This window comes from Mediterraneibacter hominis (genome assembly GCF_014287475.1).
In the GTDB taxonomy this organism is placed as follows: Bacteria; Bacillota; Clostridia; order Lachnospirales; family Lachnospiraceae; genus Mediterraneibacter; species Mediterraneibacter hominis.
The window spans coordinates 26,992-43,514 of record NZ_JACOPF010000006.1 but is presented as its reverse complement, the minus strand read 5'-3'; the positions used below and the strand labels follow the sequence as shown (position 1 = coordinate 43,514).

General features: G+C 40.0%; 14 protein-coding genes. All 14 read right to left on the bottom strand.

Going from position 1 to position 16,523, the window contains the following annotated elements; translation table 11 throughout:
* Positions 1–35: 35 nt before the first annotated feature.
* Positions 36–1,532 carry a sulfatase gene (locus H8S37_RS16950; protein WP_186877254.1) on the bottom strand — a complete coding sequence of 499 codons (1,497 nt, stop codon included), beginning with the start codon at positions 1,530–1,532 and terminating at the stop codon, positions 36–38.
* Entirely contained in the window at positions 1,533–2,369 is an 837-nt protein-coding gene (locus H8S37_RS16945) for a carbohydrate ABC transporter permease (RefSeq protein WP_186877253.1), read from the bottom strand.
* Positions 2,359–3,258: a carbohydrate ABC transporter permease gene (locus H8S37_RS16940; protein ID WP_243207241.1), complete on the bottom strand. Its 900-nt coding sequence runs from the start codon at positions 3,256–3,258 to the stop codon at positions 2,359–2,361. The genes H8S37_RS16945 and H8S37_RS16940 overlap by 11 nt, the downstream gene beginning before the upstream one ends.
* A gap of 13 nt (positions 3,259–3,271) precedes the next feature.
* Positions 3,272–4,585 (bottom strand): ABC transporter substrate-binding protein, encoded by a 1,314-nt coding sequence (locus H8S37_RS16935; protein WP_186877252.1) that lies wholly within the window; start codon positions 4,583–4,585, stop codon positions 3,272–3,274.
* A gap of 92 nt (positions 4,586–4,677) precedes the next feature.
* Positions 4,678–6,363: a sugar phosphorylase gene (locus H8S37_RS16930; RefSeq protein WP_186877251.1), complete on the bottom strand. Its 1,686-nt coding sequence runs from the start codon at positions 6,361–6,363 to the stop codon at positions 4,678–4,680.
* A 121-nt stretch (positions 6,364–6,484) separates the two neighbouring features.
* Positions 6,485–7,489: a LacI family DNA-binding transcriptional regulator gene (locus H8S37_RS16925; RefSeq protein WP_186877250.1), complete on the bottom strand. Its 1,005-nt coding sequence runs from the start codon at positions 7,487–7,489 to the stop codon at positions 6,485–6,487.
* A gap of 327 nt (positions 7,490–7,816) precedes the next feature.
* Entirely contained in the window at positions 7,817–8,527 is a 711-nt protein-coding gene (deoC, locus tag H8S37_RS16920; protein WP_186877249.1) for a deoxyribose-phosphate aldolase, read from the bottom strand.
* A 29-nt stretch (positions 8,528–8,556) separates the two neighbouring features.
* Positions 8,557–9,708, bottom strand: a complete 1,152-nt coding sequence (locus H8S37_RS16915) for a Gfo/Idh/MocA family protein (protein ID WP_186877248.1) — start codon at positions 9,706–9,708, stop codon at positions 8,557–8,559.
* Positions 9,709–9,726: 18 nt separating this feature from the next.
* On the bottom strand, positions 9,727–10,851 hold the full coding sequence (locus tag H8S37_RS16910) for a PfkB family carbohydrate kinase (protein WP_186877247.1): 1,125 nt from the start codon (positions 10,849–10,851) through the stop codon (positions 9,727–9,729).
* Positions 10,852–10,864: 13 nt separating this feature from the next.
* Entirely contained in the window at positions 10,865–11,776 is a 912-nt protein-coding gene (locus tag H8S37_RS16905) for a sugar phosphate isomerase/epimerase family protein (protein ID WP_186877246.1), read from the bottom strand.
* A 33-nt stretch (positions 11,777–11,809) separates the two neighbouring features.
* Entirely contained in the window at positions 11,810–12,775 is a 966-nt protein-coding gene (locus H8S37_RS16900; RefSeq protein ID WP_186877245.1) for an ABC transporter permease, read from the bottom strand.
* Positions 12,776–13,789 (bottom strand): ABC transporter permease, encoded by a 1,014-nt coding sequence (locus H8S37_RS16895; protein ID WP_186877244.1) that lies wholly within the window; start codon positions 13,787–13,789, stop codon positions 12,776–12,778.
* Positions 13,770–15,302: a sugar ABC transporter ATP-binding protein gene (locus H8S37_RS16890; protein ID WP_186877243.1), complete on the bottom strand. Its 1,533-nt coding sequence runs from the start codon at positions 15,300–15,302 to the stop codon at positions 13,770–13,772. Before H8S37_RS16890 ends, H8S37_RS16895 begins: the two co-directional genes overlap by 20 nt.
* A gap of 82 nt (positions 15,303–15,384) precedes the next feature.
* Positions 15,385–16,515, bottom strand: coding sequence for an ABC transporter substrate-binding protein (locus H8S37_RS16885; RefSeq protein WP_186877242.1), 1,131 nt, complete (start codon positions 16,513–16,515; stop codon positions 15,385–15,387).
* Positions 16,516–16,523: the final 8 nt, after the last annotated feature.

The window sequence follows — 16,523 nt, the reverse complement described above, 5'->3', positions numbered from 1 at the left end:
CACCTTTTCCGTAAAACTAAAAAATAAAGCCATTTTTACAGTTCTGTTCTATACTGTTTTCTAAGTTTTCCTATCTTTGACTTTCTCGGTGTATTTTCCAGCCTTTCTATATATGCCTCCAATTGCCCGTGTATATGATAAGGTCCGTTTTCTTTCATTACGGTCCATAAAGGATCGATCTGATACTGGGATTTTTTCATCATATCGTCTTGCCAGTCCAGAAGTATCTTTGCAGCCTTTTCGCAAAGCTCTGGGTATTTTTCTGCTATATTTTCCAATTCATGTGTACTCTTGCGTACATCAAAAAGCATTTCTCTTTCAAACAGATGATACCCTCCATGGTACGTCCTGATATAGAGATATTCATCAAATCTGACGCTTCTCTGGCATACATGTGCGCATTGACTTATGATAACTCCCTTTTTCCCTGCCTTTTCTCCTGTTCGAATTGTCTTGGCATAACTACTTCCGTCATAATGTCCTTCTGGTATTTCCATATGCTTAAACATAGCCGGCTTATTTTCTATATCTAGTAGTTCTCTTAAAGTAGGCAGCAAATCTATATTACTGTGCAGTTCAAAGTCATGTATACCTTTTAAGCCGCCCGGCCACTTTATAATCATCGGAATGCGTCCTGTTGCCATATCCGCTGTAGCATGCTCTCCATAAATTCCAAGTTCTCCTAGATTCTCTCCATGATCGGATGTGACAATTACCGCAAGCTCTTCATCATATAATTGCATCTCTTTCAATAAAAAAAGAATTTTTCCTACATGTTGGTCAGCATAACTGATACCGCAGTCATACTGATCGATAAAGTATTTTACGTCTTTGAGATTCTCTAATTTTCCTGGATATCTGGGATAATTAGGATCCGCCTTATCATTCCACATGTAAATTTCATTTGCCCCATGAGGCCCCACATGCTGTAGATGCTCCTGAAACCGTTCTTTATCTATCCAGTTGTCTGGTAAAGGAGTATTTTCAAATGGATTGCCGAATTCCTCCGGTGTTCTGTAAGGTCCGTGCGGATCCCAATAGTGTACATGCAAAAACCAATCTTTTTTCTTTCCATTGCTTTTAAGCCATTCCAGGACTGACGGAGTAACCGCCTCTGCCGATTCGTGCCCCACACCGCCGCAGTTATGACATTCATTTAATCCTGCATTGAACCACCATGCTGTATGTCGTTCTGGGAAGGAACTAAAAGAAATCGTATACAACCCTGCTCTGCGCATCTGCGTAAACAGACTTCCCATACTTCTTACATCCCGAAATTCTCTTTCTGGTCCCCAGGGACGCATATCTGCTGCCGTTCCACCATGTCCTACAACTCCCGTCCTTATTCCGCACTGCCCTGTAATCAAGGCAGCGCGTGAAGGCAGACATGGGGCGTCCGAACAGTAATAATTATCGAAACAGACTCCTTCATCTGCAATGGAATCAATATTAGGCGATGTATTCCTGCCATACCCATAGCATCCCAAATGGTCCGGACGCAACGTATCAATATCAATAAATAATACTCTCATTTATCCTTTCACTCCTCCATCCAGTCTTCCTCCTGAAATAAACCGTTCCACTAAGGAAAACACAATAATTACTGGAATTGCAGTCAGAAGTGACGCTACCATCATTCTTCCCCAGACATAATCTTGTGATGTAAACAAATTCCTCATACCAATAATCAGCGTTTGTTTTTCCATAGAAGAAAGGAATGTATTAGCAAAAAGGAAATTGTTCCATGCCTGCATAAACACATAGGAAAATACGGACATGATTCCTGGGACTGACAGCGGCATTACCACTTTAAAAATCACCTGTACTCGATTCAATCCGTCGATTCGTGCTGCTTCTTCGATAGAGTCCGGTATTTTTTGGAAATAGGAAACCAGCATAGACAATGCCGCCGGCATACTGGACACCAGACAGGCGAGTATTACAGCAAACCGATTATCAATTAACCCAATTGAATTAAAAATTTGGAACAATGGTACAATCAGAAGAATACCAGAAAACATGTACACAACTAATGTCACATTGTGTATCTGTCTCTTTCCGAAGAAGTTTAATTTTGCCAGACTGTATCCTCCCAAGCTACATATAATTACTGATGCAACAGCCGTAATAAACGCTATAAGAAAGCTGTTTGCCAAATACCTGAAAAATGGAAATATCATTGGATTTACAATATCCTGAAAATGCTGGAACGTTATTTCACCAGGCCATAATTCAGGCGGATAAGCTACAGATGCTGCATCTGTTTTCAAGGCCGTGGTCAGCATAATGAAGAACGGAAAGAGTGTCACAATCAGTATCGCAACAACTAATAGGTTTAAGAGTACATTTATTATCTTTCTACGTCTCATTTTTCTTAAACACCACCTTTCGTAACAAGAATACAAGACTCATAACAATTACAAACAATATAACTGTAATTGCTGCTGCCATTCCAAAATCATTAGATGCGAAGGAGGTTTTATATAGATATACCCCTATTACCGGCAGTTGCTGTGTCAACAGGTAAATCTCGTCAAATTTATAAAAATTCCATATCATTCTGAGCGTAGCTATTGTTGCTATTGTTGGCATAATTTCCGGAAGTGTCACATAGCGGAATCGCGCCCACGCGCCTGCTCCGTCAATCTTTGCTGCTTCATACAGCGATGTATCAATTGTCTGTAGTGCTGCCAGTATTGTCATAAATGCATATGGATATAAACGCCAAGTATCAAATATTACTACTGATATGAACGCAAATACAATATTGTCAAACCACGCCGGTGCTGTTTCTAGTATATGAAGAACATCTACGAGCGCATAATTCACAATTCCATACAGTCCATTGAACATATACTTCCATACATAGACCAAAGATACAGCTGGTGTCACAAAGGAAAGCATTACTAAAGCTCTGGCTGCTCCCCTAAAACGGAACTTTCTGTTAAACAGCAGTGCAACTCCAAGACCAAGTGCCGTTGATAAAATAACCGTAGCCGCCACAAACAGAATTGTTACAACTAATACTTTATAAAACTCTTTATCTGTCAAAAGGTCAATATAATTTTCCCATCCTATAAAAATGTCTGGTTTATTCGGATTTAATGCTACATCAAAGAAACTGATTTTTACGTTATATATAATGGGGTACAAAACTACAAATGCAATCAATAATATAACTGGAAGAATTAACAGAAAACCCAGTATACTTTCTTTTTTCTTCATTGTTAATGGAGATTTTTTCTTCCACCGCTTCATCTGTTTTCTCCTTCTATCTGCTTATTTCTTTCTCCATATCCTCCTGTGCAATCTGCATCATTTCGTCCATATCCTGATCCTGTACTAAAATCTGGTTAATTGCTTTACTGATAATCATAGAATTGCTGATTGCTCCAATATGTGAATCGGTTATTCCGTCCTGTGTTCCAAATACGTTGATGTAATTCAAAGCATCTGCTATTTTATCTATCTCTTCACCATATACCTGCAGTACATCAGCATCTCTATACTCTGGATTCTCCGCAACAGATTTCATAACTGGCTGTGGACCTCCCGGTGCAATGTGCAGCACTTTTATATTTACTTCATCTGTCAACATATAAGAAATAAATTTCTTAGCAGCTTCTGTTTCCTCATCAGAAATCGTATTGGAGATTGTGTAAATCGATGGAGATGAGTATACTGATTTCTGTGTATTTTCAGGAACACAATATCCAATTTTTTCGCCCATTTCTGCATTATAGAGAGGCGCCAAAATATAGCTTGAATATACGCACATTGCTGTGTTTCCACCTACCATAGCATCACGAATCTGTGTAGTCCCATTAGAGCCTGGAAGAGAATACTGATATAGTTCTTTATAAAATTCCATCGTCTCTTTCATTTCCGGTGAAGTAAACTGTACATTTCCTTCCTCATCAAACAACTGTGCTCCGTTGGAACCTGCAAATAACTCGAAATTATTCTGGGCAATTGCCCCTTCTTCTGTTCCAAACATAATTCCATACATTTTATTGTCTGGATCATGGAATGTTTTTGCTGCTGTAAGTATATCCTCCCATGTTTCAGGCGGATTCAGTCCTTTCTCGGCAAAAAGATCTTTGCGGTACCAAATTCCATTCACCCAGGTTGAAATTGGAACCCCTATCATTCCCTCACCGTCCTGTGCATTTAGCAGCGATAATACTTGTTCATAGAAGTCGTCTCTTCCTCTCTCTTCCACAACTTCTTTGTTTGCCTTAGTATTTATCATCTCTTCTCCATCCAACAACTGCATCAGAGATGTAGACCCCGCCACAATAGCAGGCATTTCTCCGGCTGAAATTAAAGTTTTTACTTTGTCTTCAAATCCATCCTCTGATATCGCCGTCTGCTTTACTTCAATATCTGGATTTTCTGCCATAAAGTCCTTTATGATCTCGTCATATACTGCCATTCGATCTTCTTCGGCCTCATCATGCATGAATTCAATTGTTACTTTGCCATCTTCTGATTTCCCTGAATCACCCGATGCTCCTGCTCCACACCCCGCTAACATAGACGCTGCCATAATCATTGCAATAATTTTACTTGCTCTTTTTTTCATGAATCTTTTCCTCCTAAATTATCATTTTATTTTTTGGTTACTATCTACAGCAATATTTTCTCTGCCCTCCCTTCCTACTTAATTTTCTTCTACTATCGTATCCAAGCACAATCCCATGGTTCTAGCTGTATTTTCCCTTCCACACTTTTTTCAGATATAAGCTCTATTCCATACAATTCACTATTTTCTATATCTATGGCCTCTCCTGAAACATTCACTAAAACATATATCTTTCCGCCAGTCTTTATATTACTGCGTTTTAATCCCAGTACTTGCGGACAGATTCGGATAACTTCCTGATCTGCAAGAGGTGAAAATGCACTCTCTTTCTGTCTTATTTTCAGTCGTCGTATGAGCTCTTTAAAAATAATTTTCCTGTTTGTTTCTTTCTCTAGCTGCTCTGCAATATACCCATAATCCAGTTTTTCTCTGTTAATTCTGCGTGCGATACCGGAAATACTCTTTCCGTAATAATCATTTCTGGAACCCAGAAGGCTGTGGATATAAATCCCCGGTATCCCCTGCAAAGACAAAAGTATTGTCTCTGCCGCTAGGAATTTTTTCATCCTTTCAGCATCAGATTCATCCGGTCCCGCAAGAGCATCCTGGTAATTGATATTCAATTCATAGGGGCTTCTTGTTCCGTCGCCATTATCTTTGTAGGAAACTGCACCTCCGTTTTTCAAAGTACTGTTCACAAGAATCTGCCTTTGATCATCTGTTAAAATCCCTTCTGTAGGTCTAATTCCAATACCATCATGCGAACTCAAAAAATTAAAAAATGTCACTTGTTTATCCGGTACAGCAAGTCCTTCGAGCCAGTCGGATAAGATCTCCGCATTTCCGGTGAGTAGAGTATAAAGAGTAAGCGGCGGCAGAGGAAACTGATATACCATATCCGCTTCATCTCCTCCTTCCCCGAAATAGCTGACGTTGTCTTCGTGTGGAACATTTGTCTCTGTTACAATCTTTGTTCCCGGTGCATACACCCTGAAAATATCTTTAAATAATTTAATGATCTCGTGTGTCTGCTTTAGGTGCATACAGCTTGTTCCTATTTCTTTCCACATGAATCCAATAGCATCCAGCCGTATATAAGATGCCCCCTTTTGTGCATATAAAAGCAAAATATCTATAATTTCGGCAAGAAGTTTCGTAGATTGATAATTCAAATCTATCTGGTCCTCGCTAAAGGTTGTCCACACATATTTCTGTCCTCTCGCTGTATCAAACGCCGTAAGCAGAGGAGAGGTTCTCGGGCGGATCACTTTGCTGTAGTCTGCATTTGGATCGCTTGTTATAAAGAATTCCTTATATGGCTCCTTATATTCCAGATACCCTTTGAACCAGTCGCTTGCTTTCGATACATGGTTGATAACCGCATCAAACATTAAATGGTAAGATACTGCTAATTTCTTTATATCTTTCCATTCTCCTAATTTTGTACTTATTTTTCTATAATCTGTTACAGAAAACCCGTCATCTGAAGTATAGGGATACATAGGAAGTATATGTACGGTATTAATCGCATCCTGCACAAATCTATCCAGGAATTTCCGCAGCACTTTCAACGGAGAGTTTTTTTCGTCTACAATCGAATCTCCATAAGTAATCAATATACAGTCCTTTTCAGAAAATGTCCTTTTGTATGGTTTCGTTTCTGCATGATATTGGGATAATTTTCCCTTAATCTCTGCCAGCGCTTTTTCTTCCTTTATACTGTCACCATATATACCCCTTAACCTCTTTTGTATCTTCTTCTCCAACTCTATATTCATTTTTGCTCCTTATGTCAACGTTGTCATTTTTTGCTAAAAAAATTATTTATTACCTTGTTCAGATAATTTATCTGCACTATCTGAACAAGCCTTATATTCTCTGTTCTGCTTACATAGGTACTTATAAAGAGCCTCTCTCCACGATCTTGCATGGAAATTTATATTCTTTTGCCTGCATACCGTCTGTTTTCTCGATTCTTTGAATTACATAGTCAATACAGCATTTCGCCATTATCTCAAAATCCTGATTAATTGTACTGATTGGGGGGTAATAATATTCTCCCAATGTGATATTATCAATTCCCAGTACAGCAACATCTTTTGGGATAGAGAGCCCCTTCTCATAAATACCCCGATACACTCCTAAAGCTCTTTCATCTCCTGAAACAAAGAAAGCCTCAATATCCGATTTTTCAATCACCTCAACTGCTTTTTTATAAGCCTTCTCCAAAGTATCAATTCCCGTATAAATCTTATATTTTCTGTTCTTACTTTCGAACATAGCTTTTTCAAACCCATCCATACGGTGCTGTGTAGATAAAAACTTCCTTTCACCTATAAAAAAGGCTATTTTTTCAAATCCCTTCTCCGTCAAATAATTTCCTCCTGTATATCCCACAGAAAAATTATCTAGACTAACATAAGGAATATTATCATCCTCAGGCTCCCCAAACACTACATAAGGAATATCGTGTTTTTCAAAATAATCAATTCTTGCATCATGCAACACATTTTCTAAAAGAATTGCACCATCTGCGATACCGTTAGCAATCAGATAAAATCCGTCTGTTTCATCTTCCTCAAATTTTTCACTGTTAGATGGGGAAAGGACTATTTTCATCGCACATTTTTTTGCATAAGAAAATAAATGTTTCAACATAATATTGTGCCATATGCTTAAATGTTCTTCATGATGTCTCTCTGCAAATACTACAATAATATTGGTACGTGAGCCCTTAAGCCCCCGTGCAAGCATATTTACCTGATACCCTTGTTCTTTCACTGCATTCATTACTTTTTCACGCATCGCATCACTAACATTCGGGCTATTATTCAGCACACGGGATACCGACTTAATAGATACGCCACATGCATTTGCAATATCTACAATCGTAACATTGCTCATTCTGCTTCCTCCTGCCTGTCCGATCTTCGTCTTTGTCCTACGTTGTCATTATATCTAACTCCATATTGATTTGCAAGTCCCTTTTTAAATATTAGTGAATTTTGTTAATAAAACACAATAAATTTTGTATATTTAGCACAAATCTTTTCTGTAATTTCTTTATCTTTTCCTAAAAGAAAAATTTTGCAAAATTTCTTCTGTCCAGATAATTCTTTTATAAACAGTAGTCTGATATCTTCGGACAAATGTACGAAAAAACCACTGTAAAACCTTGCACTCCAAGACTTACAGTGGTTTTTCCACGCACATAATCACAAATAGTTTTAATTATTTTTCTAAATCCAGCACTACCGGAACTGATTTATATCCGACTCCCATGCGGTCAATTCCCATATCAATCAATTTTAAGAAATGTTCTCTTGTACGGATGCAGCCGCTTCCCTTTACTTTTGCTCTTCCTTTTAACTGATCCATAATGATTTCAATGACTTCCGGCGCCGCACCTTTTAGCTCAAACCCTGTGAGGAATCCTGTGCTTGTCTTGACAAAGTCCACGCCTGCCTCCACACAGCATTCACATCCTTTTCTTATCTGTTCTTCATTGAGGGCATCCGTTTCCAAAATCACTTTGATTTCTCTTCCATATTTGTGAACTGCTTCTGCACATGCTTTTAAATCCTCTGTCACTTTATCGTACAGTCCTTCTTTGAGCCATCCAAAATTCGCAACAATATCCACTTCTTTTACTGTGTCATACTTCGCTACATTTTCAATCTGCTCTACTCTCGACTGTGTGGAGCTTGTACCGAATGGGAAATCGGTAACCGGACACAGCATCGTGTCTGTTCCCTTTACATATGGCTCACATAGTTCCATATATCCGGGATTAATGCAGATAGTCGCACATCCAAGCTTTACCCCGTCTTTTGTCAGTGCAATAATTTCTTCCTCCGTAAATTCCGGCTTTAATACAGAATAATCAATATATGCTGCAAGCTCTTTTGTCGTCATTTCACTCGCTTTTTTTACTGTTTTCATTTTCTATATCCTCCTGTATTCGTATGTTTTTAATCCTCTATCTTCACCCATGCCTCTTTTTCTGCTGATTTTACAATTGCTTCACACAGAGCTAGTTCACGATAACCGTCAGCAAACTGAGGATAATCTGTATCTGCAGCTTTCCCCGCACGGATCGCTTCATAGATCTTACGAATCGTATGCTTCGAAGCGTCTGCAAAGCCTTCCGTATGTCCTCCTGGATAGCTGTTATACTCTCTTACTTCAGGGTATAACAAGGAAGGATCCTTCATCATAATCTCATTATTGCCATCCCTGTTTCCTATCCAAAGCTGATTTGGCTCTTCGCTGTCAAATGCAACCGCACATTTACTGCCGTAAATTTCAAAATACAACCGATTCTTTCTTCCCGCCGCAACCTGATTTACTGTAAAAGAGCCATGTGCGCCATTATTAAATTTAATCAGCACTGTCGCATAATCCTCTGTATCAATCGGAACATCTTCATAGTCGCTAGGCTCCAATGTTTTGCCAGAATATGTCTCCACTGGTTTCAATGGTTTCTTTCTTGTTTTATAAAATGTAGCAAAATCCGCACACACTTTTTCTGTCTTTAAGCCTGTTACAGTTTCTATCGTGTCAAACCAATGTGTTCCAATATCTGCAATCGCCCTGGACTCCCCGCTGAATTGTTTTTCTAATCTCCAGCTATAGTCTGTTTCCTTAAACAACCAGTCCTGCTGGTAGGAACCATTTACCGCAAAAATCGTTCCGAGATCTCCTCTGGCAACCATCTCTTTTACCTGCTGTATTAACGGATATGCACGACAATTCAAGTGCATTGCACAGATAACGTTATTCTTTTTTGCAAGCTCTGTTAATTCTTTTCCTTCTGTTGTATTCATCGCAAGAGGCTTCTCGCAAACTACATGCTTGCCTGACAGAACAGCTTCCTTCGCAATTTCATAATGGAGATGATTTGGAGTACAGATATGTATTACGTCAATCTCCTTATCTGCAAGGAGTTCCTTATAATCCCCATAAGCTTTCTCAATCCCAAGCTCGTCTGCTTTTTTTCTCGCCAGCTCCGCATTAATTTCAGAAAGTGCAACTACCTCTGTATCCGGCTGTCTCCGAACAGCTTCTACATGTACCGGTCCGATAAAGCCTGTTCCAATTATGCCTACTTTAATCTTATCCATATATTTTCCTCCTTGACTCTACAATGCTTCTTTCATTCTGCTCCAGTCAGCAATAAACTTTTGAAGTTCTTCATAGGAAGCGCTCCTTGCATTCCTTACATAAAATCCAGAATTCGCTACTCCCGTAATAAGTGCTTCTTCATATCCAAGCCCTAACATTCTTCCCAATACGAAACCCGCATTGAAATTGTCCCCTGCTCCTGTTGTAAGCTTCGGGGATTCACAATAAGGACCATCCACAAGGAACTGTCCTTCTTTACCTGCTACGCACGCCTGTTTTACAGGATGAACTACAACCGCAGATATGTGTATATTCTCCCACAAAAATGTAACCGTCTCCAGTACATCCGCAAACTGTGCCTTTTCCTTTCCAAACAGTTCTGCAATTTCATAAGCTTCTTTTTCATTCAGTCCCAAAATTGTTTCAAATTTAGTTTCAAATTGCTCCAGATATTTCAATGCCTCTAAAATATCTTTCTTGTCCCTTTTTTCAGGATCTGCTAAATCTACAAATAAGGTTTTCCTGTCCTGAGTTTCCATCTCTGGAATGACTTCACAGATAATATGTTTCCATATATCTGATGTTCCTACCACTAACGTCCAATTTTCAAAACCGATTAAGTTGCTCTCATCCATGAGCTTTGCAAGAGCTTTTACGCCTATTTTTTCTTTTATATTTTCCCAGTTTACGTCTTTTAATGGTTCTAATTTACAACTGATAATTTTTCCATCCAGAAACTCAATCGCATCTGTATACCCTGGATTGCTGATAGAAACCGCTTTGACCTTTTGGGTCAGTTCGTGAAATACTGGATGAACATATTCTTTTCCCAACGCGCCTATATATGTAATATCACATCCATGCGCCGCCAGGGAATTTGCCATAATCGGCCCGTTTCCTCCAAGTTTCCTCTGAACTGGCAGCATTTCTATATTAAAGCTTAGTCCCGCCGCATCACAAATTTTCTGGCCATATTCCTCCATATAATTCAGCCGTTCATACCGTTCATTGTCATAGCGTTTTCCCACGACGTGTACAACTTCATCCACAAAGCCGTCAAATCCCATCAGCATCCGGAGCACAGCGGGATTTTTTTCTTTTAACTTTCTTGCAACATCTTGTAATAATCTGTTGTCCGACATATAATTCACCTTTTTATCTTACATATTGGTTCATAAACTGTTTGCAAAGCAAAATAGACTCCAGACGGTCTTCCAGCGTATCCTCATATGCTCGGTCTTCTACTTCAATAATCACATCACCTTTGTACTGTACATCATTCAATGCCGCAATTACTTTGCCCCATTCAATGTCTCCCAGCCCCGGCAGCTTTGGCGCATGGTACTCCAGCGGAGGTGCAAAAAGTCCTACTTCATCATATTTTTCCTGATAGAATTTCACATCTTTAATATGGAAATGGAATAATTTATCTTTAAAATTATAAATAGGCTTCAGATAATCCATTCTCTGCAATACCATATGAGACGGATCGTAGTTCAGTCCGAAATTGTCACTTTCGATTGCAGCGAACATCTTTCTCCAAAAAGCTGGATTGCTCGCCAGATTATCTCCTGCCGGCCATTCATCTCTAAAATACATCGGGCAATTTTCAATTCCGATTTTCACACCCTGTTCATCAGCAAATGCGATAATATCCGGCCATACGGATAAAAATTCCTCCCAGTTCTTTTCGTTGTCAGCAGTCCTGTTTTTTCCTATAAATGTATTTACTACTGGAACTCCCAGTTTCTTTGCACCGGTAATGCATGCCTTGATATGCTCAATCGCTATCTTTCTTGTCTCCGGATCGGAAGACAAAGGATTCGGATAATATCCCAATCCGCTAATGGCAACATTTCTGTCCTCCGTATATTTTTTAATATATGCAACTTTTTCATCATCCAGACTGTCCACATCAATATGCGTTACCCCTGCATATCTTCTCGCAGCTTTTCCATATGGCCAGCATGCCAGTTCTACACTGGCAAATCCATTTTCCGCCGCAAAATCAATCACTTGCTCAAACGTAAGTTCTGGTACGATAGAGCTTAAAAATCCAAGTCTCATAATGACACCTCCATATTTTATACTAGAGCCTTCTTAGCGGCTCACTTTTTCACGCACATAGAAAATTAACATCAACAAAAGAATCGCTCCTATTCCAAGCCATTTACCTGCATCCCCCAGTCCATATGAGACAAAAAGGTTCGTAAGTGTCTGAAGAACCATAGCGCCGAGCACGACATTTATATAGTTTCCCTCGCCGCCATTTAGAGAGACACCACCAACTACTACTGCTGCGATACTGGGCATAACATACTGAGACGCCATATCTTTAAACGCCTGTCCTAAATTTCCTAGCAGTAAAAGTCCGACACAGCCTGCTATAATTCCACTCGCCACAAACGCCATTGTACGGATCACCTGGACTTTTAGTCCGCAGCGGTAAGATGCAAGTGCATTAAATCCTATACTCTTTAACAACACTCCTATCTTTGTTTTATAGAAAACGATCATTGCAATCACTGTACACACAAGCAAAAGCCAGATAATATTCGGGACTACTCCAATGGAACCTGTCGTAATCGTCTTTAAAACGGGTGAGGGGGAACCGCCTATTCCATATTTTGCAGAATATACATTCACAATTCCCTGGGCCACATTTGCCATTCCCATTGTCACTACAAGAGAAGGGAGCTTTACATAGCTTACCAAAAATCCGTTTATCAGGCCAATACATCCTCCTACTGCAACCGCAATAAGAATCGCTTTCCATAGCTGTGCATTGCTTCCCTCCAGAATATGTGCAGACAGTACAGCAACCAAAGTTGCAGTGTATCCCACGGACAAATCAATGTCTCCTCCTGCACAGATCACCAAGAGCTGGCACAAGGCAAACAGTGCAATATAAGTGGCAAACTTTATCATCTGCATAATAGCATGTACGGATACAAAACTGCCCACTGTTATCTCGCCGATCACATAGAGCAGCACAATAAAGGCCAGTGCGATCAAAGTCTTCTTATACCTTTCTGTCATTACCGTAAAACTTTTCTCTTTCACCACTTAATTCACCTCCCTTTTTTCTGCTGCTTTTGCATTCGTCGTCTCATATATAGTCGAAATTGTTATTGCCAGGATGATAATAGCACCGCTTACTAATACCTGATATTCTGCCGGCAATTCCAATATGTAGATCAGTCTGTTTACCAGGCTCATAATCACAGCTCCGATTGCTGCCATATATACTTTTCCCGTTCCGCCGCTTAGTGCAACTCCACCTACCACAACTGCCGCGACAGACTGTAATGTCAGGGGATCTCCGATTCTTGCAGAGCCTGCCTGATTCTGCGCTGCATAGAACAACGCGCATCCATAAATAAACAAAGCATTAATAACATAGGTAAGTAACTGCATTTTCGCAGAATTGATCCCACTCTGGTATGCAATATCCCTATCAGAACCTACTGCATATAGGTATCTGCCGAATTTTTTTCTACTCAATACCACCCACACAATAATCCCTATAATGATGAGAATCAATCCACTTGGTATCACTGCTCCGAACTGTTTCAGCCCCTCCGGCAGACTTTCCACTGACTGGAAATCATAGAAAATCCGCATCCAGTTTACACACTCGCCTCCTGGTGTCGGCATCACCAAAAGCGCTGCTCCCAGCCAGATATAAGAGGTTGCAAATGTAGCAATCAGCGCCGGTACCCGCAAATATCCCACTACGAATCCATTGATAACGCCGATTCCCAAAGCCACCAAAAGCCCGATGAATAACGCCTTAATTCCTGTAATATCGGAATCCGCATGCATGACCGCAGTCAAGGTACACAATATAAGAGACATTGCCGGCCCATTTGACAAGTCCAGTCCGCCGCCGATGATGACAAATGACTGTCCCATAGCCAGCAGAATCAGCGGAGTCCATGAAATAATATTGCTGCGGATTGTATATGCTTCAAAAAAATTGCCTGACAATGATGCAATCACAGCAACCATAAGGATAAGGAGAATGACCGTTGCTGTCTCTGTTCTGTGCAGCAGCTTTTTAATGCTCTTTACATTCATCTTTCTCTACCTCCTCTTCCTTCGTAAGATTTAAGGATGCCGCTGTGATGTTCACATTGTTGATCGCATCACCTGACAGCCTCTTCACAATGCTTCCTTCATACATAATCAGTACATTGTCACAATATCTTACTAATTCATCATTGTCACTGGCATACAAAATCACACTGATGTCTTTTTCTCTTGCCAGTTTTAAAATAAATTGATACATATCGCGCTTTGCACCAATGTCTACTCCTTTTGCCGGATCGGAAAGTAAGAGAACTTTTATATCAAATGGAAGCCATTTGCCGACTACGATTTTCTGCTGATTTCCTCCTGACAGATTATCCGCTTTTGTATCAATTGAATCTGTTTTAATAGAAAGCAACTTAACAATTTCTTCACACTCTTTCCGGTATTTTTTCTCCGGTATAAAAAAGGGCTGTCTCTTTAATGCAAATTTAGGCATCAGCATATTGTGATAGATGGATTCTTTCATCATTAAGCCTTCTGTCTGACGGTCCCCTGGCACTAAAAATATCCCTTTTCTTATCGTGTTGGCAGGAGTATTTAAACGTATCTTTTCCTTATTCAAATGAACTTCCGCCTGCAAGGTTTTATAATTCCCTGCAAGTGCGAGCATAAGCTCCGTCTGCCCTTGTCCCTGCAGTCCGCCTATGCCAAGTACTTCTCCTTTTTTTACAGAAAATTGAATATCATGCAGGATATTTTCATACTGTAGATTCTTTATTTCTAGCTGAATGTCTTTTGTATTCTCTGTACGTGTATGGCTAATATCCTCTGTATGAATATCTCCTGTTATCATTTTAACGATTTCTTTTTGGTTTCTTCCATCTACCTCAAAATCAACACTTCCCACATTATGGCCATTATTGAAAACAACAATGTCGTCGCACACTTCCATAATCTCGTTCATTCGATGAGACGTAAAAATAATAGAAGTTCCCTGTGCCGCCAGTTTTTTCATATATTTGAACAAAGCCTGTGCTTGTGCCTGTTCCAACGCAGCCGTAGGCTCGTCCAAAATTAATAGCTTCGGCTCTTCTGAAATTGCTTTTACAATTTCAACAATCTGTTTTTCACTGGAATTAAGCTGCACAACCTTTCGCTCAATGTCAAATCCTTCTACAAAAGAATCAATCAATTCCTTTGTAATTTTCTTAGCGGACTGATTGTCAAGAAATCCTTTTTTCGTTTTCTCAAAGCTCAATACAACATTCTGCCATACAGTCAAATCCGGAATCAGGCTCAAATTCTGAAATGCCATAATGATGCCGGCCTTTTTCGCCTCTATAGGATTGCGGAAAGAAACCTGCTGTCCATAATATGTAATCGTTCCGCTGTCCGGAAGGTATACGCCGGTGATAATTTTGGAAATCGTACTCTTACCAGAGCCATTCGTTCCCAAAAGTCCAGTAATTTTCCCTTCTCTGCATACTATATTGCCGTCGCTTAACGCAGTAACACCGCCAAAACGTTTCACAATATTTTTAGCCTCTAATATTACCATCCGTTTCCCTCCTAAAAGAGTTCCTCTCTCCCGATCATATATATTTCCTGTCATCGTGAGAGAAGAACCCCATCCTTTACTCTTATTTAAATAATTCCAGCGCTTCTTCTTCTGTCAACCACTCATCCAGCTGGTAATCACCGGATTCTTTTTGCAGAATTTCCCATGCTTCATCAAAATTTTCTTCTGTATAGAAAGAACCTACAATATAAGAATATGTATTTCCGTCCAGTTTAGATTCATCCAGTTCTTTTCCTTCAGCCATATTAACAGCCAGTCTCAATGCTGTCGCTGCAACTCCCGGCGGGTTTGGCTGTGCGCATGCCTGGAAATCTGCGCCTTCATCCATCAACTTCTTCCATTCTGTAAAGAATGATAATCCCGGATCTCCTATCATCACTTTCGGAAGCATTCCTGCATCCTGGAAAGCCTGTAGACAGCCATATGCCATACCGTCTTGTGTAAGAACACCGTCAACATCCTGTGTTGTACTTAAAATTTGTGCACATGCTTCTTTTGCTTTTGTCTGATCCCATCCTCCGGATGTTTTCTGTAAAATCTTCATATCCGGATTTTCTTTAAGTACCGCATCTACGCCTTCCTGTCTGGCATTATCTGCTGGATTTCCGTCCAGACCATTGATGTAAATAAGATCCCCTTTTCCGCCAAGAGCCTCTGTCACAAATTCTACGTTTTTCGTCATCCATGCCGTATGATCAAGCACAACATTTAATGCACCCGGAGCATCGCATCCTGTATCTGCAATCACAACTAATTTTCCTGCCTTCTGCGCATCGGCAATTGCTTCATTTAAAGCGGTACTGTCATTTGCGTCTACAATGATGACATTCACTTCTGGATCTGATGTAAAATCACGGATAATATTTGCCTGCTCTGTCGCATCTCCGTTTGTTGTGTTGTTTACGATCTTATAATCTTTGATTCTGCCCGCTTCTTTATATTCTTCCGCGACAATCGTAAAATCGTCGATCATCTGGTCTCTCCAGGAAGTACCTGAGGAACCTGTGGAAAATCCTACCACTAAATCTCCCTCAGGGATAATTTTATAAATATCCCCTTCCAGCGACACCTCTGCTTTTGCTCCATCGCCGCTTTCCTTCGTTTCTTCTTTGCCGCCAGAGCTTCCACATCCAACGATAAGAGAAGCAACCATAACAACTGCACACATCACACTTACAACTTTTCTTTTCATAATTCTTT